Origin of the sequence: Cellulomonas sp. Root485, from assembly GCF_001426705.1 — a bacterium.
Classification (GTDB): Bacteria; Actinomycetota; Actinomycetes; order Actinomycetales; family Cellulomonadaceae; genus Cellulomonas.
The window spans coordinates 584,720-604,041 of record NZ_LMFC01000003.1 but is presented as its reverse complement, the minus strand read 5'-3'; the positions used below and the strand labels follow the sequence as shown (position 1 = coordinate 604,041).

The following is a 19,322-nucleotide window of genomic DNA, read 5'->3' as shown; positions in this document are numbered from 1 at the left end:
GTGCCCGCCACCCACGCTCAGATCACCGCGACGCTGCGTGCGGCCGGCTGCGTGTTCGCCGAGGACGAGGCGGCGCTGCTGCTCGACGCTGCCGCGGGCGACGACCTCGTGCGGATGGTCGAGCGGCGGGTCGCCGGGGAGCCGCTCGAGGTGATCGTCGGCTGGGCGGAGTTCTGCGGGCTGCGGATCGAGATCGACCCGGGGGTGTTCGTGCCGCGGCGGCGGACCGAGGTGCTGGTGCGGGAGGCGGCGCGGCTGGCCGACGGGCCCGTGGTGGTGCTCGACCTGTGCTGCGGCTCCGGGGCGTTGGGCGTCGCGCTGGCGCACCTGCTCCCGGTCGAGCTCTACGCCGCCGACGTCGAGCCCGCGGCCGTCCGCTGTGCGCGGCGGAACGTGGCGACCGTCGGCGGTCAGGTGTTCGAGGGGAATCTCGACGAGCCGCTGCCCGCGTCGCTCCGAGGCCGCGTCGACCTGCTCGTCGCCAATGTGCCGTACGTGCCGACCGACGACATCGCGATGATGCCGCCCGAGGCGCGCGACCACGAGCCGCGGGTGACGCTGGATGGCGGCGCCGACGGGCTCGACGTGCTGCGCCGGGTCGCCGCCGTGGCGCCGCGGTGGCTGGCGCCGGGCGGGCACCTGCTGGTGGAGACGAGCGAGGCGCAGGCGAACGCGGCGATGGAGGCGTTCACGGCGGGGGGGCTCGCGGCGCGGGTCGTCGTGGACGAGGATGCCGGCGCGACGGTGGTCGTCGGGACCTGGTCGACGACCGCAGGCTCCGGGCGAGACGATGGGACCCGTGCTGGGACGAGCGTCCGATGAGTGACGTCGTCGAGCGGCTCGTCGCGCTCGCCGACCCGGAGCGGGCGGCCGGGATGGCGCAGTTCTTCCAGACCGGCCCGGGGCAGTACGGCGAGGGTGACGTGTTCCTCGGGCTGACGGTGCCGCAGGTGACGGCGGTCGCCAAGCAGGACCTCGGCCTGTCCGTCGCAGACCTGGAGGAGCTGCTCGAGGACGAGCGGCACGAGGTGCGGCTGGCCGCGCTGAAGATCATGGCGTTGCAGTGCGCGGCTGCGAGGACGTCACCGGAGCGCCGTCGGGAGCTGCTCGACCTCTACCTGCGGCGGACCGACCGCGTGAACAACTGGGACCTGGTGGACCTGAGCGCACCGGACGTCCTCGGTCGCGCGGTGCTCGCCGGGCTGCCGGACGAGATCCTCTACCGGCTCGCCGCGTCGGACGTGATGTGGGAGCGCCGGATCGCGATCGTCGCGACCTTCCGGCTGACCCGCGCCGGGTCCCTGGACGACACGTTCGCCCTGGCCGCGCTGCTGGAGCGCGACCCGCACGACCTGATGCACAAGGCGGTCGGGTGGATGCTGCGCGAGGCCGGCAAGCAGGACGAGGCTCGGCTGCTGGCGTTCCTCGACGACCATGCGGCGACGATGCCGCGGACCGCGTTGCGGTACTCGCTGGAGAGGCTCTCCCCCGAGGTTCGCGCGCACTACATGGGCGCCAAGAAGAGGACAGGAACTGTCCGCTCACGCTCCTAGCGTTGTCCGTATGAGCATCGAACCGTTCGCCATCGACATCCCCCAGGCGCAGCTCGACGACCTGAGCGAGCGCCTGCACCGGACGCACCTGAGCGCGCCCCTGCCCGGAGACGACTGGTCCACCGGCGTGCCCACGTCCTACCTGGCCCACCTGGTCACGTACTGGCGCGACTCGTACGACTGGCGTGCGCAGGAGGCCGCCCTCAACGCGTTCCCGCAGTTCGTGACCGAGATCGACGGGCAGCGGATCCACTTCGTGCACGTCCGCTCGGCGGAGCCCGACGCACTCCCGCTCGTCCTCACGCACGGGTGGCCGGGGTCGTACATCGAGTTCCTCGACCTCGTCGGACCCCTGACCGACCCCGTCGCGCACGGCGGGTCCGCCGCCGACGCGTTCCACGTCGTGATCCCGTCGCTGCCCGGGTTCGGGTTCTCGGGGCCGGTGCACGAGAGCGGCTGGGGCCCGGCCCACATCGGTCGCGTCTGGGCCGAGCTGATGAGCCGGCTCGGGTACGACCGCTACGGCGTGCAGGGCGGTGACATCGGCGCGGCCGTCTCGCCGGAGGTCGCCCGCGTCGCGCCCGACGCCGTGGTCGGCGTCCACCTCAACGGGAACATCGGCATGCCGTTCCACGAGCTCGGTGCCGACGAGCTCGGCTCGCTGACCGACCTCGAACGGGACCGGCTGCGGCGCATCGGTGAGTTCATGCAGGCCGAGTTCGGCTACATCTCCATCCAGGGCACCCGGCCGGCGACGATCGGCGCCGCGCTCGCGGACTCCCCGGTCGGACAGCTGGCGTGGATCGTCGACAAGCTCCGCGCCTGGACGTTCCCCGCTGAGACGCCGCCCGAGGACATCCTCGGCATCGACCGGTTGCTCACCGACGTGATGCTCTACTGGCTGACCGACACCTCCGCGTCGGCCGCGTACGTCGGTTACGCGCAGGACACCGCGTGGGGCGAGAAGGCCCCGCCGAGCGGCGTACCGACGGCCGTCATCGTGTTCGCGCACGATGTCGGGATCCGTCGGTACGCCGAGCGGGACCACACGATCGTCCGGTGGACCGACGTCGAGGACCGGGGCGGTCACTTCGCGGCCCTCGAGGAGCCGGAGCTGCTGGTCGACGACGTGCGGGAGTTCTTCCGGGCGGTCAGGCGTTCGTGATCTCCAGCCAGTGCGGGTTGGTCATGATGCCCAGGAGGTTGCCGAACGGGTCGACCACCGACGCGGTGATGAAGCCGCCACCGCGCTCGCGGACACCCTCGTGCTCGGTCGCGCCCAGGGCGATCAGGCGGTCGAACGTGCCGGCGAGGTCGTCGACGTGCCACGACACGACGGCGCCGCTGGGTCCGCCACCGTCCGGGACGTAGCGGCGGTCGATGATCCCGAGCTCGTCGAGGTGGTCGCCGATCCGGAACTCGACGTACCCCTCGCGGACGAAGTACGGCTCGACGCCGAAGACCTCGGTGTACCAGGTGCGGGCGGCGTCGAGGTCGTCGGCGAAGAAGGAGACGTTGGCGAGACCCCGAAAGCCGCTGTAGGTGCTTGTCGTATCTGTCATGTCTCCACTCTCCCCGTCTAAGTGCTCACCTTCTGAGCACTTTGTTTGCGATCCTGACGACATGCGCGCAGACCGGTTGGTGGCCACCCTCCTGCTGATGCAGGCGCGCGGGCGGGTGACTGCCGCCGAGGTGGCCGACGAGCTCGAGGTCTCCGTCGCGACAGCCCGTCGTGACCTCGAGGCGCTGTCCACGGCGGGCATCCCCGTGTACCCGCAGCCGGGACGCGGCGGCGGCTGGTCGCTCGTCGGCGGCGCCCGCACCGACCTGACCGGGCTGACCGCCTCCGAGGCCCAGGCCCTGTTCCTGCTGGTCGGGTCGTCGTCCGACCGGTCCGCCGACGCGACCTCCGCCCTGCGCAAGCTCGTCCGCGCGCTCCCGGCGACGTTCCGCGCGGAGGCCGAGGCCGCCGGGCGTGCGGTGGTGGTGGACCCCGTCGGCTGGGGGTCTGCCGCCCGGGCGCGGCAGCCGTGGGTCGAGCAGCTGCAGGGTGCGGTCGTCCGTCGGCGGCAGGTGGCGCTGACGTACAGCGGGCGCGGCGGCGAGTCCGAGCGGACCGTCGACCCGTGGGCGCTCGTCGACAAGGGCGACCTCTGGTACCTCGTCGCCGGCACGCCCGCCGGACGCCGGACGTTCCGGCTCGACCGGATCGTCGGCCTGACGGTGCTGGACAGCCCGGCGCCCCGGCCCGACGACCTGGACGTCGCCGGGATCTGGGAGTCGGTGGTCGACGAGGTCGAGCAGCGGCGCTCGCGCGTGACGGCCGCCGTGACGACCACGCCGTTCCTCGTGCGCGTCGTCCGGGACCAGTTCGGGCGGCACGTCACGGTCCTGGGCTCCGACGGCGACGGTCGCGTGCGGCTGGAGGTCGCATCGCACACCGCGCGGTCGGTCGCCGAGAAGCTCGCCGGGTTCGGGGCCGCGGTGCAGGTGCTGGAGCCTGCGGCGGTCCGGGACGAGCTGGCCGTGCTGGGGGCCGAGCTGGTGTCGGTGGCGAGCGCTAGCGTGCCGCGCATGATCACCGAGGGAACGTTCACCGTCAGCGGGTTCACCGGGGTGCCGATCACGGAGGAGCGGCCGGTCGTCACCGCGCTCGGCGTCGGCGTCGCCACGATGGAGAAGCAGTACGCCGGCGCGGTCGAGGGCCGGTCGACCACGCTGTTCACGTCGGCGTTCGACCCCGAGCGCGGCGTCGGCACCTATGTCGCCCTGGAGTCGTTCGAGGGCAGCCTCGACGGGCGCTCGGGCACCTTCAACTTCGTGCACGCCGCCTCGACGAGCGGCACCGACCGGTCGGACGAGCACTTCCTGATCGTGCCGTCGAGCGGGACCGGGGCACTCGCCGGGATCGTCGGCAGCGGCGCGCTCGTGGTCGACGCGGACGGGACGCACCGGATGCGGTTCGACTACACGCTCGACTGAGTGCGCGACCGCTCGGCGTGCTCGGTCGCGGCGAGCGTCGCGAAGGTCAGGAGCTGCTTGCGCATCATCAGCAGGTCACCCCACGCGAGCAGCCAGTTGCGCAGCGCCGCCGCCCGGCTCGTCGGTGCCGCGCCGCGGATGACCGCCAGGAGCCTGGCGCGCTCGGGCCCGACCGGGACCACCGCGTACGTGACCACGATGTCGCCGAACACCCGGGTGCTGGGCCTGGGGATCATGCGGAAAGTCAGGTGCTCGCCGACGACGAACGACTCGAGCCGGAAGATCCGCGAGAACGTCTGCCCGACCTCCAGGTCCCAGCACCACGGCAGCGGCCGCCGAGGGCTGCGCCGGCCCAGGTTGTCGATCCAGTCGTAGCTGTACGGCGCGGCGCGGAACTGGCAGACCCACCGGTAGACGACGTCGGCGGGGGCGGCGACGTCCACACCGCGCAGCAGCCGATCGGCAGGCGCTGGCAGCAGCGTGTCGCACGGGTAGGTCCGGTCCTGCTCGGCGGTCGTCACGCCCCAGCTCGATGCGATGCCCATGGCTGCCCCTGCCGTCGTCGGGACGTCTCACGCTACGGGCGGTGCCGGGGTGCGCGCGCTGATCTCTCAGCGGCTCCACAGCCTCCCGGAGCCGAGACCCGGCGGGCCGTCGCTCAGCGCGGGAGGGCGCGGACCCGGTTGTTGCGGGCGTCGTGGGTGAGCTCGACCAGACCGAGGGCCTCGAGCAGCGGCGGCAGGTACATCCCGAACCGGCCGCGGTAGCCCTTGCGCAGCCCGTACCAGCCGCCGACGGGGTTGGCCTCGTCGCGACCCCACGCCTCCACCGACCCGGCGGCGGCCGGCTTCAGCTCGTCCGCGGCACCGAGCGGCACCCAGTCGCCCTGCGCGAGGAGCCAGGCGTGCAGGTCGTCGACCGCGCTGAGGTGGTACTTCAGCGTCGTCGATCCCACCTGGCACACGAGGGCGGGAGGGTCCGCGGACTCGTCGCGGTACATCGTGTACGCGGACGAGCCCGGCGCGGTCGTGAGCTGCCAGGGGTCGTCCTTCGTCCCGGCGCCGGTCATCGGAGCCTCCCTCGTAGCGGGGTCTGTGGGATCCACTATCGACCCTCCGTGGTCGGTTCCTCCCGATACGCTCGCCAGCGTCGTCGACGGACCCCGACCGGAGGAGTGCCCACGCCGTGATCACCACCGTGCTGGACGTCGCTGCGTCCGACGAGCCCTGGCTCGTGATCGTCGCGACCATCGGGCCGCTCGTTGCGGCGCTCGCGGCGATCGGAGCGCTGGTCGTCGGGATCCAGACCGTGCGGCAGCGCTGGGTGGCCGACTCCCAGGCGCAGTGGTGGGCACGGGTGCAGTGGGCGGCCGACCTGGTCCTCGAGCCCGAGGAGAGCAAGCGGGCTGTCGGGTTCGAGGCTCTGGCGCTGCTGGCGTCGTCGCCGCTGGCCGGCCCGGACGACGCCGCGTTCCTCGCCGGGCTGTCGTTCGACGCCCTGGCCGCGGTGCAGGAGCGCGGGGTCGCCGACGACGTGGTCTTCGTGCCCGCCGACGACGAGTCGTTCGTCCGACCGTCCGACGCGCGGCCGGTGGTGGAGGTGACGCGCGCGGAGGTCTCCGCCGCGAGGCTGCGCGTGGTGGCCGATCGTGGCCGGGCCCGCACGACGCCCGCGTGGATCGCCCGGCTGGCCGCATCGGGCGCCTGACCGGCACCGACGTCCCGGCGCGGGACGCCCGGCTCGCGTCCGGCGCCTGACCCGGCCCGCCGCTGTCGACAGGCCCGTCGGGGCGCACGTCCGAGCGAGGGCGGGTGCGTCGGAAAGCCGGGAAAATACTGACTGCCTTGTCAGTATTGACACGTGACACCAACCCGGTACCTTTTGTCCTGGCCGGCAACAAATGTCCGGTCGCGGCGCCAACGGCGGTGCCTCCCGCGTGCGGGGAACCGTCTTGCGACGTGCCCTGTGCGCAGAGAGGTCCCCCCATGCACCTTGGTAGGCAGAGCCCAGCACATCCCCGTCGCAGGCGGACGGCGACCGTGCTCGCCACCGCGCTCGCCGTCGCGCTCGTCCCCCTGGTCGCGGCCCCCGCCGCGCAGGCGGCAGCGCCGGTCGACCTCGGCCCCAACACGATCGTGTTCGACCCCAGCCAGCCGATCGAGGAGATCCAGGCGACGGTCGACGCCATCGCGACGCAGCAGGTGCCCGCGCACTTCGGCGAGGGCCGGTACGCGCTGCTGTTCAAGCCCGGCACGTACGGCACGCCCGAGCAGCCGCTGCGGTTCGAGGTCGGCTACTTCACCGAGGTCGCCGGCCTGGGGCAGGACCCGGGCGACGTGGTCATCAACGGCGCGATCGAGGTCTACAACCAGTGCCTCCCGGTGCCCGAGGGTGCGCCCGCGAACTGCATCGCGCTGGTCAACTTCTGGCGCTCGCTGTCCAACCTGACCATCCAGTACGCGGCCGGCGACGCCGACGGGTGCCGCAGCTCCGCCAACTTCTGGGCCGTCTCGCAGGCCGCCCCCATGCGCCGCGTGAACGTGACGGGCGCCAACGTCAGCCTCATGGACTACTGCACGGCCGGCCCGCAGTACGCGTCGGGCGGCTTCATCGCCGACTCGACGCTGCCCTTCGTCGTCAGCGGCAGCCAGCAGCAGTTCCTGGTCCGCAACGGCTCGGTCGCCGGCTGGAGCAACAGCGTCTGGAACCAGGTGTTCGCGGGCGTGCAGGGTGCTCCCGCCACCAACTTCAGTCCCGTGGTCGGCGAGCCCAAGTACACGACCCTCGACACGACGCCGGTCTCCAAGGAGAAGCCGTACCTCTACCTCGACGACGCGGGGAAGTACAACGTGTTCGTGCCGTCGGCGCAGAAGGACTCCGCCGGCGCCACGTGGGCGACGGGCAGCACGCCCGGCAAGTCGCTCCCGATCAGCAAGTTCTTCGTCGCCAAGCCCGGCGACAGCGCCGCGAAGATCAACTCCGCGCTGGCGCTCGGCAAGAACGTCCTGCTCACCCCGGGCGTCTACCACGTGAACAGGACGCTCAACGTGCTGTGGCCCAACCAGGTGGTGCTCGGGCTCGGGCTGGCGACGATCATCCCGGACAACGGGGTCGTGGCCATGCAGACGCTCGACGTCCCCGGCATCGACATCGCCGGGATCATGTTCGACGCCGGCACCAAGAACTCCCCGGCGCTCCTGCAGCTCGGCACCAAGCTCTCGACGCTCGACGGCAAGCACAAGAAGCCGCTCCTGAGCAGCGCGAACAACCCGACGGCGGTGCAGGACGTGTTCTTCCGCATCGGCGGCGAGGCCGTCGGCAAGGCCACCCAGAGCCTGGTGGTCAACACCAACCAGACGATCGTCGACCACACCTGGGCGTGGCGGGCCGACCACGGCACCGGCGTCGGCTGGGACGTGAACACGGCGGAGACCGGCGTGCTGGTCAACGGCAACGACGTCACCGCGACGGGCCTGTTCGCCGAGCACTACCAGAAGTACAACGTCATCTGGAACGGCGAACGCGGCAGGACAATCATGTTCCAGAACGAGCTGCCGTACGACGCGCCCGACCAGGCGTCCTGGCAGCACGACGGCGTGAACGGCTGGGCCGCCTACAAGGTGGGCGACAAGGTCAAGGTGCACGAGGGCTGGGGCATGGGCGCGTACATCTACACCAACGTGAACCCGACCCTGCACGCCACCCGGGCGTACGAGGTGCCGGTCACACCGGGCGTGAAGCTGCACAACGTGCTGACGGTCTCGCTGAACGCGGCGGGCACCATCGACCACGTCGTGAACGACACGGGCGACCCGGTCACGCCGACCTTCGCTGGTCCGAGCACCGTGCTGGAGTGGCCGGTGCCGTGACCTGAGAGTGGTACGGAGGGGGGCCCGACTGCGCGAACAGAGTGCGGTCGGGCCCTCAGTCGTCCGGCAGGGCGAGCCCGAAGATTCGGCGCTGCGGCGGGGCGAGGGTGTCGGCGCCGGGCTCGGGGGCCGGGAACCCGCCCGCGCGGGGTGGCCCGACCCAGAGCCGCCACCCGTGCAGATCCCGGTACACCTGTCCCGACGTCGTGAGGTGCGCCCGGCCGGCGGCGGCGAGCTGCGCGCGCACGTCCTCCTCGTGCGACGGCGGCACGAAGCCGACGGTGTGGTTGCGGCACACGAGCACGACGTGCTCGCCCCCCTCGGTCTCGAACGTGAGGTCGACCCGCACGGGCGCCGACGAGCCGCGCTCGGTGCCGGTCAGCGCCGCCGACAGGCCGGTCTGCAGCGCGGCCGCCTCGCCCGCGACGAAGCCGTCGCCGACGTCCGCGGTGACCCTGCGCCGACGCGTGAACATCCTCACGGGACCAGCGTCCCACCAACCCCTTTACCGGACTAGGTGATCCAGCGGCAGCCCGGCCGCCTAGGAGTAGAGGCGGAACTCTGGACGGGTCGCGGTCCCGTCCATGTCCCATGCCTGGTGGGTCTCGTCCCACCAGACGTATCGCTCGCGAAGGGCGCGGAGCCAGGTCGTGACGACATCTGCAAGAGACCGCTCAGCTGTCTGCATTGCGTCAACGTCTTGACCGTTGCCCATGGCCCAGAAACCGACATGTGCGTGATCGGTGGTCGAGGTCCTGAGGAGGATCGCGAGCCGGTTCTGTTGACCGCCGCCAGCGATGGGAAGCCACGACGGATCCCAGGGCATCTCGCTGCCGGGGGGCCAGGTCTCCATCCAACGGGCCCGGTCGGCGAGGGAGTCTTCGAGTGAGAAGAGCGTCCAGAAACCGGGGCCGACCATCTCGGCACCCCAGCGTCCGGGAACTTCCCGGGAGCCGTTGTGCCATTGGAACCATTCGTACAGTTCGATCGGCGCGGGTCCGAGGCCGGCCGCCTCGAGGGTGGCGGCGATCTGCATTTCGGTGATGCCTGTGTTGGCGAGTTCCAGGAATGGGGCGCCGGTCGCGTCGAGCGCCGCATCGAGTGTGGTGAGCAGGGGGGGCAGTGCGGTGGACTGCATGCTCATAGTCTCGGGCACACGAAGAACGTCGCGACAGGGACGCTCACCAGCGGAATGGTCAGGTACTTCGTACCACCCGATCCCGGATTGCCCGTCGCGGGCTGCATCCCGCACGCCGCCGTGGCGTACATCGCGTTCAGCGCGACGCCCTCTGCGGTGTTGTCGGCGCCGGAGATTGGCTTGAGCACTTGGGATCCGTAGGTCGTGAACGAAGACGTTCCTCCCTCGACGGACGTGAAGAATGGGTACTCATCGCAGTGCTGGCCGATTGTCTTGCCGATGCATGGCTCCCTGTAGGCAACGAGGGTGGGGGACCTCAGGTACCGGATGCACCGCGAGAACCTAGGACTTTCACGGGTGTCACCATGCATCGGTCCCGGACGTTCACCCGGGTGGCCCAGCAAGTCCGGTCAACACCCCCACGAGGTTCGTCGTCTCCCCGTGTCGAAGAACGCGATCGCCGTTCGACGACCAGGTGAAGGCCCGCCACCGGCACTAGCGTCGAAGCGGCACCCACACGAAGGAGATCACCATGAAGGTCCTGGTCATGATCAAGGGCGACGGCGCCGACGAGGACAAGGTCGCCCCCACCGACGAGATGTTCGCCGAGATGAACGTCTACAACGAGCAGCTGGTGAACGCGGGGATCATGCTCGCCGGCGAAGGCCTGAAGTCCAGCAGCAACGGCGCGAAGGTCGTCTGGGACACCAGCGGGGAGGTCTCGGTCGTCGACGGCCCGTTCACGGAGTCGAAGGAGATCATCGCGGGCTACTGGATCTGGCAGGTGAGCTCGCTGGACGAGGCCGTCGAGTGGGCCAAGCGCTGCCCGTCGACCCCCGAGCTGCGCTCGGAGCTGGAGATCCGGCCGTTCTTCGAGATGGAGGACTTCGCCCAGGTGGTGTCGCCGGAGATCCTCGCGAAGGAGCAGGCGCTGGTGGACCGGGTCAAGGAGCAGCACGGCTGATGGCGGACGCGCGGCGGACGGTCGAGGTCATCTGGCGGATCGAGTCGCCGCGCCTCATCGCCTCGCTGACCCGCCTGGTCCGGGACGTCGGGCTGGCCGAGGAGCTGGCGCAGGACGCGTTCGTCACCGCGCTGGAGCAGTGGCCCGTCACGGGCGTCCCGGACAAGCCAGGTGCCTGGCTCCTGGTCACGGCACGGCACCGGGCGATCGACCTGATCCGGCGGGAGCAGAACCGGGACGCCAAGTACGCGGTGCTGGCGGCGGGGATCGCCGACGAGGGGCCGGCCGACCGGATCGTCGACGAGCCCATCGGCGACGACCTCCTGTCGCTGGTGTTCCTCACCTGCCACCCGGTGCTGCCGCGCGAGTCACGGATCGCACTGACCCTCCGCCTGTTCGGCGGGCTGACCACCGAGGAGATCGCGCGCGCCTACCTGGTGCCGTCGCCGACCATCGGGCAGCGGGTCTCGCGCGCCAAGCGGACGCTCGCCGAGGCGCACGTCCCCTTCGAGGTGCCCCAGGCCGACGAGATGCCCGCGCGCGTGGGCTCGGTGCTCGAGGTGCTCTACGTGATCTTCACCGAGGGGCACGCCGCGACGAGCGGTGCGACGTGGATCCGTCGGGACCTCGCCGACGAGGCGATGCGGCTGGGCCGGGTGCTCGCCGCCCTCCTGCCGCGCGAGCCGGAGGTGCACGGGCTGGTCGCGCTGATGGAGCTGCAGGCGTCCCGGTTCGACGCCCGTGGCGACGGAGTGCTGCTCCAGGACCAGGACCGCCGGTTCTGGGACCACACCCTGATCGAGCATGGGCTCGCGGAGCTGGACCGTGCCACGACGCTGGGCAAGCCGCTCGGTCCGTACACCGTGCAGGCGGCGATCGCGGCGTGCCACAGCCGGGCCCGGACGTTCGAGGACACCGACTGGGAGGCGATCACGGCCCTCTACGACGCGCTCACGCAGCTGACCCCGTCGCCCGTCGTCGAGCTCAACCGCGCCGTGGCGGTCCTGCACGCGGACGGGCCGCAGGCTGCGCTCGTGGCGCTCGACGCGATCCGCCACGACCCGCGGCTCGCCCGGTACCACCTGCTCGGCGCGGTGCGGGCGGACGTGCTGGCCCGGCTCGGGCGGACCGACGAGGCCGCCGAGGAGCTGGAGCGCGCTGCGGCCCTGGCCCCGACCCAGCGGGAGCGGAACCTGCTGATGGCCCGGTCGGCGGCCGTCGCGGAATCTCCCGTGCTCGATGTCGGAGGCGACTGACACGATGAGCGGCATGACCGAGGACACGCAGACGCCCTCTGCCGTCGAGGCGCGACCGGGCTGGCGTCGCGACGTGACCATCTTCCTGTCGGGGCAGACGGTCTCGCTGTTCGGGTCGATGCTCGTGCAGTACGCCGTGATGTGGCACCTGACCCTGGAGACCAAGTCCGGCGGGGTCATGGCCCTGTACGCGGTGTTCGGGTTCCTGCCGCAGGCCGTCATCTCGATCTTCGGTGGCGTCTGGGCGGACCGGCTGGACCGCAAGAAGCTGATCATCGGCGCCGACGCCGCCATCGCGGTCGTCACCCTGGCGCTCGCGATGTTCATGGCAGCCGGTGCCACCGACCTGTGGCTGATCTTCGTCGCCATCGCGATCCGCTCGGCCGGCGCCGGGATCCAGATGCCCGCCGTCGCGGCCCTCCTGCCGCAGATCGTCCCCGCGGACAAGCTCATGCGCGTGAACGGCATCAACGGCACCATCCAGTCGGCCATGATGCTCGTCGCCCCGGCGGCCGCCGCCGCGGTCTACGCCAGCATGTCGATCGTGGCGGTGTTCTACATCGACGTCGTCACCGCGGTCATCGGCATCGGCCTGCTGCTGCTGGTCACCGTGCCGCGGCTGGTCCGCTCCGAGGAGTCGAAAGACCTCGGCTACTTCGACGACCTCGTCGGCGGCGTGCGGTACATCGCCACCCACGCGTTCGTGCGCTGGATCCTCGTGCTCTACGCGGTCGTGTTCGTGCTCATCGTCGCTCCCTCGTTCCTGACGCCGCTGATGATCGTGCGGACGTTCGGCGAGGAGGTGTGGAAGCTCACCGTCAACGAGCTCGCGTTCAGCATCGGCATGGTCCTCGGCGGTGCGGCCGTCGCGGCGTGGGCCGGAACCTGGAACCGCGTGCGGATGATCCTGATCTCCACGGTGGTGTTCGGCGTCATCTCGATCGGCCTCGGCCTGTCCACCAACCTCTGGGTGTTCTTCGCGTTCATGTTCCTGCTCGGTCTCTCGGTCCCGACCTTCTCGACGCCGTCGTTCACCGTGCTCCAGGAGACCGTGGAGCCGGAGATGCAGGGGCGGGTGTTCGGGTTCGTCGGGATCGTGATGGCGCTGTCGATGCCGTTCGGCATGGCGGTGTTCGGGCCGCTCGCGGACACCTTCAGCGTGGAGTCGCTGCTCATCTGGGCCGGTGTCGCGCTGCTCCTCGTCGTGGCGCTCGCGCTGGCGGTGCCCGGCGGCCGGCGCGCGATGCACGCCGCGAACGAGCACGCCACGGTCTGATCGGCAGGTGTGTGGGCGGTCGTCGCGTCCCGGCGATGGCGGCCTCCGGACCGCTCGGCGTGCGTCCGCGACGTCGGGCAGGATGACGCCATGCTCGCGCCGATCACCCTCACCGGTCGTCACGTCCGGCTGGAGCCGCTCGCCCTGACGCACGTCGACGGCCTCGCGGCGGCCGCCGCGGAGGAGCGCGGCAGCTACGGGTACACGTGGGTGCCCGACGGTCCCGACGAGACCCGGGCCTACGTCCAGGCGGCCCTGGAGCACGCGTCCGGCGGGCGGTCGATCCCGTTCGCGGTCCGACTCCTCGCCGACGACACCCTCGTCGGCAGCACCCGGTTCCTCGACCTCGAGGTGTTCCAGAACCCGTCGCCCTGGCCGCCCGGCATCGGGTACGGCGGAGCGCCCAGCGACGAGAACCCGCCGTCCGTCGCCGAGATCGGCAGCACCTGGTACGCCGCGTCGGCGCAGCGGACCGCGATCAACACCGAGACCAAGCTGCTCCTGCTGACCCACGCGTTCGAGACGTGGCGGTCCCTGCGCGTGACGCTGAAGACGGATGCGCGCAATGCGGCGTCCCGACGGGCGATCGAGCGGATCGGCGGCCGGTTCGAGGGCGTCCGCCGCGTGCACACCGTCGCGACGGACGGCGGCCTGCGCGACACGGCGTACTTCTCGATCGTCGCCGCGGAGTGGTTCGTCGTCCGCGCCGCCCTGGTCAACCGCCTGACCTGACGCACAACGTCCGCGCTCCGAAGGGTCCCAGCGCGACGTAGCGCGGACGTCCTGCGTGACGATTCGGGACGTCCGCGCTCGGACGGGTTCCAACGCTCTTTTCTGCGGACGTTGTTGGCTGTGCCGTCGGACATCCGCACGTCAACGCGTTCCAGCTCTCGTGCGCGCCCGCCGGCGCGCCTAGGACTCTGCGGTCGCGCGCTGGCGCAGGAGGAAGTCGCGCTCCGGGTCGACGGTGGTCAGGGCGAGGGCCTCGTCGTAGGCCGCGACCGCCTCGGTCGGCCGGTCCAGGCGGCGCAGGAGGTCGGCGCGGACCGCGTGGAACAGGTAGAAGCGGTCGAGCGGCAGGTCGTCCACGAGGGCGAGCCCGGCAGCCGGCCCGTCGAGCTCAGCGACGGCGACCGCGCGGTTGAGGGCGACCACCGGGCTCGGCGCGATCGACATGAGCTGGTCGTAGAGGATCACGATCTGCCGCCAGTCCGTCCCGGCGGGCTCGCTGTGCACCGCCTGCATCGCGGCCTGGAGCTGGTACGGACCGAGGTGGTCGCGGCGCAGGCACCGGCGCACGAGCTCGCGGCCCTCGTCCAGCCGCGACTCGTCCCAGAGGGACCGGTCCTGGTCGCGCAGCAGGACGAGGGAGCCGTCGGCAGCCACGCGGGCGTCGCGCCGGGCGTCGGTGAGGAGCATGAGCGCCAGCAGGCCGAGCGCCTCGGGCTCGTCGGGCATGAGCTCGACCAGGACGCGGCCCAGCCGGATCGCCTCGGCGCACAGGTCGTCGCGCACGAGGGCGCCCGAGCCGGTGGTGAACACCAGGTAGACGACCGCGAGGACGGCCCGGAGCCGGTCGGGCAGGTCGGCGTCCGACGGCACGCGGTAGGGGATGCGGGCGTCGCGGATCTTGCCCTTGGCGCGGACCAGGCGCTGCGCCATCGTCGGCTCGGGCACCAGGAACGCCCGTGCGATGTCCTCGGTGCTCAGCCCTCCGAGCAACCGGAGCGTGAGCGCTACCTGCGCCTCGACGGACAGCGCGGGGTGGCAGCAGGTGAAGACGAGGCGCAGCCGGTCGTCGCGCACGGGCCCCTCCTCCACCGGGTCGTCGCGCTGGTGCAGCAGGACCGCCTGCGCGTGCCGGTCGTCGCGCGACGCCTCCCGGCGCAGCCGGTCGATCGCCTTGCGCTTGGCCGTGGTGATGATCCAGCCGGCCGGGCTGGGTGGGACGCCGTCCGTCGGCCAGTGCTGCACGGCCGCGACGAACGCCTCCTGGACGGACTCCTCGGCGACGTCGAGGTCGCCGAACGACCGGGCGAGAACCGCGACCGCGCGGCCGTGCTCCGCGCGGAACACCCGCGCGATCGCGTCCTCGTCAATCACCGGACGCCGGTCACTGGTAGCGGAACGGCCGGACCTCGATGGGCAGCCCGGTGGCGACGGCCAGCTGCCCGCCCCAGTCCATCGCAGCGTCGAGGTCGTCGACGTCGACGATGGTGAAGCCGCCCAGGTGCTCCCGGGCCTCGACGAAGGGTCCGTCGGTGGTGACCACGTCACCGTCCTTCGCGCGCAGGACCGTCGCGGTGCTCGGGTCGTGCAGGCCGCCCGCGTAGACCCAGATGCCGGCGTCGCGCATGGCCTGGTCGACGACGCCGACCGCCTGCATGATCGGTTCGAGGACCTCGGGGGCGGGCATCGGGCCGTCGGGTTCCATCACGCTCAGCAGGTAGTGGCTCATGGCGTTCTCCTCGGGGTGCGGCACCGGCCCTGCGCCGGCTGCTCACCCCTCATACGAAGGGCGAGCAGCCGGATCGACAGTCAGGAGGGAACGTAGTCGAACGTGTCCGGGTTCGGGCCGGTGCGCTCGTCGCGGTTCAGGCCGGTGATGTCCGCGACGTCGACCTCGGACAGCTCGAAGTCGAAGAGCGCGAAGTTCTCCTCGATGCGGCTGCGGGTCACGGACTTGGGGAAGACGATGTCGCCGCGCTGGAGGTGCCACCGCAGCGTGACCTGCGCAGGGGTGCGGCCCAGCGACTCGGCGATCCGCACGATCGTCGGGTCGTCCAGGACCTTGCCCTGCGCGATCGGGCTCCATGCCTCGGTGGCGATGCCGTGCTCGGTGTCGAACGCGCGCACCTCCGCCTGCGTGAGGTAGGGGTGCACCTCGACCTGGTTCACGGCGGGCGTGATCGTGGTCTCCGCGTGGAGGCGGCGCAGGTGCTGCGGCTGGAAGTTGGAGACGCCGATCGCCCGGGCGCGGCCCGACCGGTAGAAGTCCTCCATCGCCTTCCACGTCTCGACGAAGTTGCTCACCGTCGGCAGCGGCCAGTGGATGAGGAACAGGTCCACGCGCTCGAGGCCGAGCGTGTCCAGCGTCAGGTCGAACGCGATCGCTGCGTCCTCCGGGTCGTGCGCGTCGTTGTTGAGCTTGCTGGTGATGAACACCTCGTCGCGAGCGAGCCCGGACTCAGCGAAGGCCTCGCCGACGCCCTGCTCGTTCTTGTACATCTGCGCGGTGTCGATGTGGCGGTAGCCCACCTCGAACGCCTGCAGGACCGCGTCCTTGGTCTCCGCGGGGTCGATCTGGAAGACGCCGAAGCCCAGCTGGGGGATCTGCACGCCGTTGTTCAGGGTGATGTTCGGGACTGTGCTCATGTCTCCATTCGACCCCGCGTCGGCCCTGTCTGCCTGTTAGGGTCACCAACTAACCAGTTGGTTGTCGCCTCGCGAGGAGCCCCAGATGTACGTCGTCCCCGACCAGACCGGACGCACCGTCGTCGTCACCGGCGCCAACAGCGGCACCGGCCGGGAGGCCGCCGAGCGCCTGGCCGCCGCCGGTGCCCACGTGATCCTCGCGGTCCGCAGCGAAGAGAAGGGTGAGAAGGCGCTCGCCGAGATCCTGGCCGCTCACCCGAACGCGACGGCCGAGGTGCGGATCGTCGACCTCGCCTCCCTGGCCTCGGTGCAGTCGTTCGCCGACGACCTCCTTCGCGACCTGACGCACCTCGACACCCTGGTCAACAACGCCGGCGTCATGACCCCGCCCACCCGCTTCGAGACCGAGGACGGGTTCGAGCTCCAGCTGGGCACCAACTACCTCGGCCCGTTCGCGCTGACCAACCGGCTCCTGCCGCTCCTCCTGGCGGCGCCCGAGGGCCGGGTCACGACGATGAGCAGCGGCATGGCGGCCGTCGGTCGTATCCGGTTCGACGACCTGCAGTGGACCCGACGCCGGTACAGCCCGACGCGGTCGTACGCGCAGTCCAAGCTGGCCGACCTCCTGCTCGCCCGGCAGCTCGCCCGCGTGTCGATGCAGCGCGGCTGGTCCCTGCGCAGCAACGCGGCCCACCCGGGGTTCACGCAGACGAACCTGCAGACCGCGGGCGCGTCCCTCGGCAAGGACGCCGTGCACCGCTCGTCGATCGCCAGGTTCACGTTCGTCCCGTCGCAGCTGCCGCCCGAAGGTGCCGAGCCGATGCTGTTCGCGGCGGCCGACCCCCGCGCGGTCGAGGACGGCTACTACGGTCCGACCGGCCGGTTCGGGCTCGTCGGCCCCACCGGTCCTGTCCGCCTCACCCGCCGCATGCGCGACGACGACACCGCCGCCCGCCTCTGGGCGGTCGCGCAGGACCTGACCGGCACCGCTCTCCCGGCGTGATGGTCGTCGACACCCCGCGCCGGATCCTCGACGCGGCCGCCGACGAGTTCGCCGAGCGCGGGCTCGCCGGCGCGCGGGTGGACCGGATCGCCGAGCGCGCCGGCGCCAACAAGCAGCGGATCTACGCGTACTTCGACAGCAAGGACCGGCTGTTCGACCGGGTGGTCGAGGACCAGATCGAGCAGCTGCTGGACGCCGTCCCGTTCGACGCGGTCGACCTGCCCGGCTACGCGGTCCGGCTGTGGCAGTTCAACCTCGCGCACCCGTCGCTGGTGCGGCTGCTCCTGTGGCACGCGCTGGAGCGGCCCGGCGAGCAGCTGACGCACGCGGCGTCGTCGCACGCCCGGAAGGTGGCGGCGCTGCGGGCCGTCCGGGGGGACGACGACTGGCCCGCGGAGCGGCTGCTCGGCCAGGTGCTGGGGTTGGTGCACGGCATCACTCTCGCCCCCGGCCCCGACCCGGAGCAGACCCGCGCGGACCTGCACCGCGCGGTCAGCCGGCTGGTCGGCTGACGGCCTCGACGACCGCGCGCAGGTTCTCGGGCTGGGCGCCGTCCTCCGTGGCGATGGAGCGACGGATCACGCGGGCGATGAGGCTCAGTGGACCGCGGACCTCGACGTCGGCGAGCAGGCGGAGGTCGGTGCCCGCGGCGGTCGCGGTCAGCGTGTAGGTGTACAGGGCCGTCACCGGGCCGGAGCGCGACAGCAGCGCCAGCGTGCGCGGCGCGTCGAGGACCTCGACGACGGCGGTGCGGTCCTTGCCGCGGACGGTGAACGTCACGACGGCGCCCGGTGACACCGGCCCGCTCATCGCCGTCACGCCCGGCATCCACCGCGGCGCCAGGGACCAGTCGGTGAGCGCCGCCCAGACCGCGTCGGGCGGTGCGGCGATGGTCGTCGTGGCGTCGATCGCGGTGGTCATGCGCGCGACGCTAGGCGCCGGCGCCCGGACGGTCTTGGACGGGATTGACCACCGGTGCGAACCCCGGCTCCGTCGGCACGTCGCCGTAGACCGCGCGGTAGGCCGCCACGTACGCGGTGGGCGTCGTCCCCGTGTGCCGTCGGAAGTGCCGGATGAGGTGCGCCTGGTCGTACCAGCCGCGGTCCGCGGCCACCTGACCCCAGCCGACGGGCCGCCCGGTGTCGAGCGACGCCAGCAGGTCGCGCATCCGGGTCATCCGCGCGAACGTCCCGGGGCTGAGCCCGACCACCCGTCGGAATCCGCGGTCCAGGTGGGCGTGCGACAGGTGCAGCGCACGGGCCACGTCCGCGACCGGGCGGCCCGGGTCGGCGACGAGGGCGGCCACGGCGGCCTCGACCGCGTCCGTGCAGCGCGGCAGTGCAGGCTCGTGCACCGCGACCGACTCGCGCAGCACATCCTCGACCGCCGCGATCATGGCGGTCGGCTCGTCGAGCCCGAGCAGGTCACGACGCAGGTCGGCCCACGGCTCGGCGCCCACCAGCCGGCCCCGCAGCACGCGGGGGTCGACCCCGAACGCGGTCGCGCAGCCGATGGGCGTCGCGACGACCCCGACGCACCAGGTCTCCCCGAGCGGCCGGTTCAGCATCGGCTGGTCGTCGGGCCCCAGCAGGAAGCCGGTCCGCGCCAGGTGCACGTCGCCGCTGCCGTTGCGTGCCACCTGCGCGATCGGCGCCCCGAGCACCAGCCCCAGCACCGCCGACCCCGTGGGCGCGACGCGTTCGGCGGGCGCCCGCAACCGGCCACGGGCGTACCAGATGCTCGCGACGTACCGCGCGAGCGGACCCGTCGGCTCGTGCGTCACGTACGTGAAGTCGTCGGCCACCCGCTGATCGTCGCGCACTGTCGGAGGTCGGTGGAAAGGTCGTGCTCACGTGCGTGCTCGCGTGGCACGCTGCCGTGACCGACAGACCTGCAAAGGAGCTCC

The 19,322-nt window shown here is 71.8% G+C and carries 23 protein-coding genes; 12 read left to right on the top strand and 11 right to left on the bottom strand.

Annotation, left to right across the window (positions count from 1 at the left end):
* Genes ASD16_RS16665 through ASD16_RS16655 form a run of 3 tightly spaced genes read left to right on the top strand, consistent with a single transcriptional unit; the run spans position 1 to position 2,718 of the window.
* Complete coding sequence (locus tag ASD16_RS16665; RefSeq protein ID WP_055919990.1) at positions 1-822, top strand: putative protein N(5)-glutamine methyltransferase; 822 nt, start codon at positions 1-3, stop codon at positions 820-822.
* Positions 819-1,553, top strand: a complete 735-nt coding sequence (locus ASD16_RS16660; protein ID WP_055919987.1) for a DNA alkylation repair protein — start codon at positions 819-821, stop codon at positions 1,551-1,553. The genes ASD16_RS16665 and ASD16_RS16660 overlap by 4 nt, the downstream gene beginning before the upstream one ends.
* Before the next feature lie 10 nt (positions 1,554-1,563).
* Positions 1,564-2,718 carry an epoxide hydrolase family protein gene (locus ASD16_RS16655; RefSeq protein ID WP_055919984.1) on the top strand — a complete coding sequence of 385 codons (1,155 nt, stop codon included), beginning with the start codon at positions 1,564-1,566 and terminating at the stop codon, positions 2,716-2,718.
* On the opposite strand, the gene ASD16_RS16650 is transcribed toward ASD16_RS16655, so the two are convergent.
* The gene (locus ASD16_RS16650) at positions 2,705-3,115 is read right to left on the bottom strand and encodes a VOC family protein (RefSeq protein WP_055919981.1); all 411 of its coding nucleotides are present in this window, start codon (positions 3,113-3,115) and stop codon (positions 2,705-2,707) included. The two genes, ASD16_RS16655 and ASD16_RS16650, sit on opposite strands and share 14 nt — an antisense overlap.
* Positions 3,116-3,176: 61 nt before the next feature.
* Here ASD16_RS16650 and ASD16_RS16645 point away from each other — a divergent pair, with 61 nt between their 5' ends.
* Positions 3,177-4,535 (top strand): WYL domain-containing protein, encoded by a 1,359-nt coding sequence (locus ASD16_RS16645; protein WP_082570918.1) that lies wholly within the window; start codon positions 3,177-3,179, stop codon positions 4,533-4,535.
* Here ASD16_RS16645 and ASD16_RS16640 read toward each other — a convergent pair.
* Together ASD16_RS16640 and ASD16_RS16635 are read right to left on the bottom strand one after the other, a co-directional pair.
* Positions 4,520-5,080: a hypothetical protein gene (locus tag ASD16_RS16640; protein ID WP_055919978.1), complete on the bottom strand. Its 561-nt coding sequence runs from the start codon at positions 5,078-5,080 to the stop codon at positions 4,520-4,522. The two genes, ASD16_RS16645 and ASD16_RS16640, sit on opposite strands and share 16 nt — an antisense overlap.
* A 113-nt stretch (positions 5,081-5,193) precedes the next feature.
* Positions 5,194-5,604 carry a DUF6855 family protein gene (locus ASD16_RS16635; RefSeq protein WP_055919975.1) on the bottom strand — a complete coding sequence of 137 codons (411 nt, stop codon included), beginning with the start codon at positions 5,602-5,604 and terminating at the stop codon, positions 5,194-5,196.
* A gap of 116 nt (positions 5,605-5,720) precedes the next feature.
* Between ASD16_RS16635 and ASD16_RS16630 the strand changes: the two genes are divergently transcribed.
* Together ASD16_RS16630 and ASD16_RS16625 are read left to right on the top strand one after the other, a co-directional pair.
* Positions 5,721-6,242, top strand: coding sequence for a hypothetical protein (locus ASD16_RS16630; protein WP_055919972.1), 522 nt, complete (start codon positions 5,721-5,723; stop codon positions 6,240-6,242).
* Between the two features lie 278 nt (positions 6,243-6,520).
* Positions 6,521-8,404, top strand: a complete 1,884-nt coding sequence (locus ASD16_RS16625; RefSeq protein ID WP_055919969.1) for a hypothetical protein — start codon at positions 6,521-6,523, stop codon at positions 8,402-8,404.
* A 55-nt stretch (positions 8,405-8,459) separates the two neighbouring features.
* Here the strand turns inward: ASD16_RS16625 and ASD16_RS16620 are convergent, their stop codons facing one another.
* The 3 genes from ASD16_RS16620 to ASD16_RS16610 are packed head-to-tail and all read right to left on the bottom strand — an operon-like array spanning position 8,460 to position 9,913.
* Positions 8,460-8,885 (bottom strand): hypothetical protein, encoded by a 426-nt coding sequence (locus tag ASD16_RS16620; RefSeq protein ID WP_157453980.1) that lies wholly within the window; start codon positions 8,883-8,885, stop codon positions 8,460-8,462.
* 60 nt (positions 8,886-8,945) lie between these two features.
* On the bottom strand, positions 8,946-9,542 hold the full coding sequence (locus ASD16_RS16615; protein ID WP_157453979.1) for an SMI1/KNR4 family protein: 597 nt from the start codon (positions 9,540-9,542) through the stop codon (positions 8,946-8,948).
* 2 nt (positions 9,543-9,544) lie between these two features.
* On the bottom strand, positions 9,545-9,913 hold the full coding sequence (locus tag ASD16_RS16610; protein WP_055919961.1) for a NucA/NucB deoxyribonuclease domain-containing protein: 369 nt from the start codon (positions 9,911-9,913) through the stop codon (positions 9,545-9,547).
* A 161-nt stretch (positions 9,914-10,074) separates the two neighbouring features.
* Between ASD16_RS16610 and ASD16_RS16605 the strand changes: the two genes are divergently transcribed.
* The 4 genes from ASD16_RS16605 (at position 10,075) to ASD16_RS16590 (ending at position 13,770) form a co-directional block, all read left to right on the top strand.
* On the top strand, positions 10,075-10,506 hold the full coding sequence (locus ASD16_RS16605) for a YciI family protein (protein WP_055919958.1): 432 nt from the start codon (positions 10,075-10,077) through the stop codon (positions 10,504-10,506).
* A complete protein-coding gene (locus tag ASD16_RS16600) occupies positions 10,506-11,762 on the top strand; it encodes an RNA polymerase sigma factor (protein WP_055919956.1) in 1,257 nt (418 codons plus the stop codon). Before ASD16_RS16605 ends, ASD16_RS16600 begins: the two co-directional genes overlap by 1 nt.
* Positions 11,763-11,775: 13 nt before the next feature.
* On the top strand, positions 11,776-13,038 hold the full coding sequence (locus ASD16_RS16595) for an MFS transporter (RefSeq protein ID WP_055919954.1): 1,263 nt from the start codon (positions 11,776-11,778) through the stop codon (positions 13,036-13,038).
* A 90-nt stretch (positions 13,039-13,128) separates the two neighbouring features.
* Positions 13,129-13,770 (top strand): GNAT family N-acetyltransferase, encoded by a 642-nt coding sequence (locus ASD16_RS16590; protein ID WP_055920652.1) that lies wholly within the window; start codon positions 13,129-13,131, stop codon positions 13,768-13,770.
* Between the two features lie 180 nt (positions 13,771-13,950).
* Here ASD16_RS16590 and ASD16_RS16585 read toward each other — a convergent pair whose 3' ends face one another.
* The 3 genes from ASD16_RS16585 to ASD16_RS16575 all read right to left on the bottom strand — a co-directional run bounded on the left by ASD16_RS16585 (position 13,951) and on the right by ASD16_RS16575 (position 16,413).
* Positions 13,951-15,141, bottom strand: coding sequence for an RNA polymerase sigma factor (locus ASD16_RS16585; protein ID WP_055919951.1), 1,191 nt, complete (start codon positions 15,139-15,141; stop codon positions 13,951-13,953).
* Between the two features lie 10 nt (positions 15,142-15,151).
* Complete coding sequence (locus ASD16_RS16580; RefSeq protein WP_055919948.1) at positions 15,152-15,496, bottom strand: YciI family protein; 345 nt, start codon at positions 15,494-15,496, stop codon at positions 15,152-15,154.
* Positions 15,497-15,576: 80 nt separating this feature from the next.
* A complete protein-coding gene (locus ASD16_RS16575; protein WP_055919945.1) occupies positions 15,577-16,413 on the bottom strand; it encodes an aldo/keto reductase in 837 nt (278 codons plus the stop codon).
* An 85-nt stretch (positions 16,414-16,498) separates the two neighbouring features.
* On the opposite strand from ASD16_RS16575, the gene ASD16_RS16570 reads away from it, so the two are divergent.
* Together ASD16_RS16570 and ASD16_RS16565 are read left to right on the top strand one after the other, a co-directional pair.
* On the top strand, positions 16,499-17,416 hold the full coding sequence (locus ASD16_RS16570; RefSeq protein ID WP_055919942.1) for an SDR family oxidoreductase: 918 nt from the start codon (positions 16,499-16,501) through the stop codon (positions 17,414-17,416).
* On the top strand, positions 17,416-17,928 hold the full coding sequence (locus ASD16_RS16565) for a TetR/AcrR family transcriptional regulator (RefSeq protein WP_055919939.1): 513 nt from the start codon (positions 17,416-17,418) through the stop codon (positions 17,926-17,928). The genes ASD16_RS16570 and ASD16_RS16565 overlap by 1 nt, the downstream gene beginning before the upstream one ends.
* On the opposite strand, the gene ASD16_RS16560 is transcribed toward ASD16_RS16565, so the two are convergent.
* Positions 17,909-18,337, bottom strand: a complete 429-nt coding sequence (locus ASD16_RS16560) for an SRPBCC family protein (RefSeq protein WP_055919935.1) — start codon at positions 18,335-18,337, stop codon at positions 17,909-17,911. The two genes, ASD16_RS16565 and ASD16_RS16560, sit on opposite strands and share 20 nt — an antisense overlap.
* A 10-nt stretch (positions 18,338-18,347) precedes the next feature.
* Entirely contained in the window at positions 18,348-19,220 is an 873-nt protein-coding gene (locus ASD16_RS16555; RefSeq protein ID WP_055919932.1) for an AraC family transcriptional regulator, read from the bottom strand.
* Positions 19,221-19,322: the final 102 nt, after the last annotated feature.

Excerpts from the sequence above, each read along its gene's own strand:
- ASD16_RS16660 (WP_055919987.1), top strand. The coding sequence starts at position 819 with ATGAGTGACGTCGTCGAGCGGCTCGTCGCGCTCGCCGACCCGGAGCGG.
- ASD16_RS16655 (WP_055919984.1), top strand. The coding sequence starts at position 1,564 with ATGAGCATCGAACCGTTCGCCATCGACATCCCCCAGGCGCAGCTCGAC.
- ASD16_RS16650 (WP_055919981.1), bottom strand. The coding sequence starts at position 3,115 with ATGACAGATACGACAAGCACCTACAGCGGCTTTCGGGGTCTCGCCAAC.
- ASD16_RS16645 (WP_082570918.1), top strand. The coding sequence starts at position 3,177 with ATGCGCGCAGACCGGTTGGTGGCCACCCTCCTGCTGATGCAGGCGCGC.
- ASD16_RS16640 (WP_055919978.1), bottom strand. The coding sequence starts at position 5,080 with ATGGGCATCGCATCGAGCTGGGGCGTGACGACCGCCGAGCAGGACCGG.
- ASD16_RS16635 (WP_055919975.1), bottom strand. The coding sequence starts at position 5,604 with ATGACCGGCGCCGGGACGAAGGACGACCCCTGGCAGCTCACGACCGCG.
- ASD16_RS16625 (WP_055919969.1), top strand. The coding sequence starts at position 6,521 with ATGCACCTTGGTAGGCAGAGCCCAGCACATCCCCGTCGCAGGCGGACG.
- ASD16_RS16615 (WP_157453979.1), bottom strand. The coding sequence starts at position 9,542 with ATGCAGTCCACCGCACTGCCCCCCCTGCTCACCACACTCGATGCGGCG.
- ASD16_RS16610 (WP_055919961.1), bottom strand. The coding sequence starts at position 9,913 with ATGCATGGTGACACCCGTGAAAGTCCTAGGTTCTCGCGGTGCATCCGG.
- ASD16_RS16605 (WP_055919958.1), top strand. The coding sequence starts at position 10,075 with ATGAAGGTCCTGGTCATGATCAAGGGCGACGGCGCCGACGAGGACAAG.
- ASD16_RS16600 (WP_055919956.1), top strand. The coding sequence starts at position 10,506 with ATGGCGGACGCGCGGCGGACGGTCGAGGTCATCTGGCGGATCGAGTCG.
- ASD16_RS16595 (WP_055919954.1), top strand. The coding sequence starts at position 11,776 with ATGACCGAGGACACGCAGACGCCCTCTGCCGTCGAGGCGCGACCGGGC.
- ASD16_RS16590 (WP_055920652.1), top strand. The coding sequence starts at position 13,129 with ATGCTCGCGCCGATCACCCTCACCGGTCGTCACGTCCGGCTGGAGCCG.
- ASD16_RS16580 (WP_055919948.1), bottom strand. The coding sequence starts at position 15,496 with ATGAGCCACTACCTGCTGAGCGTGATGGAACCCGACGGCCCGATGCCC.
- ASD16_RS16575 (WP_055919945.1), bottom strand. The coding sequence starts at position 16,413 with ATGAGCACAGTCCCGAACATCACCCTGAACAACGGCGTGCAGATCCCC.
- ASD16_RS16570 (WP_055919942.1), top strand. The coding sequence starts at position 16,499 with ATGTACGTCGTCCCCGACCAGACCGGACGCACCGTCGTCGTCACCGGC.
- ASD16_RS16565 (WP_055919939.1), top strand. The coding sequence starts at position 17,416 with ATGGTCGTCGACACCCCGCGCCGGATCCTCGACGCGGCCGCCGACGAG.
- ASD16_RS16560 (WP_055919935.1), bottom strand. The coding sequence starts at position 18,337 with ATGACCACCGCGATCGACGCCACGACGACCATCGCCGCACCGCCCGAC.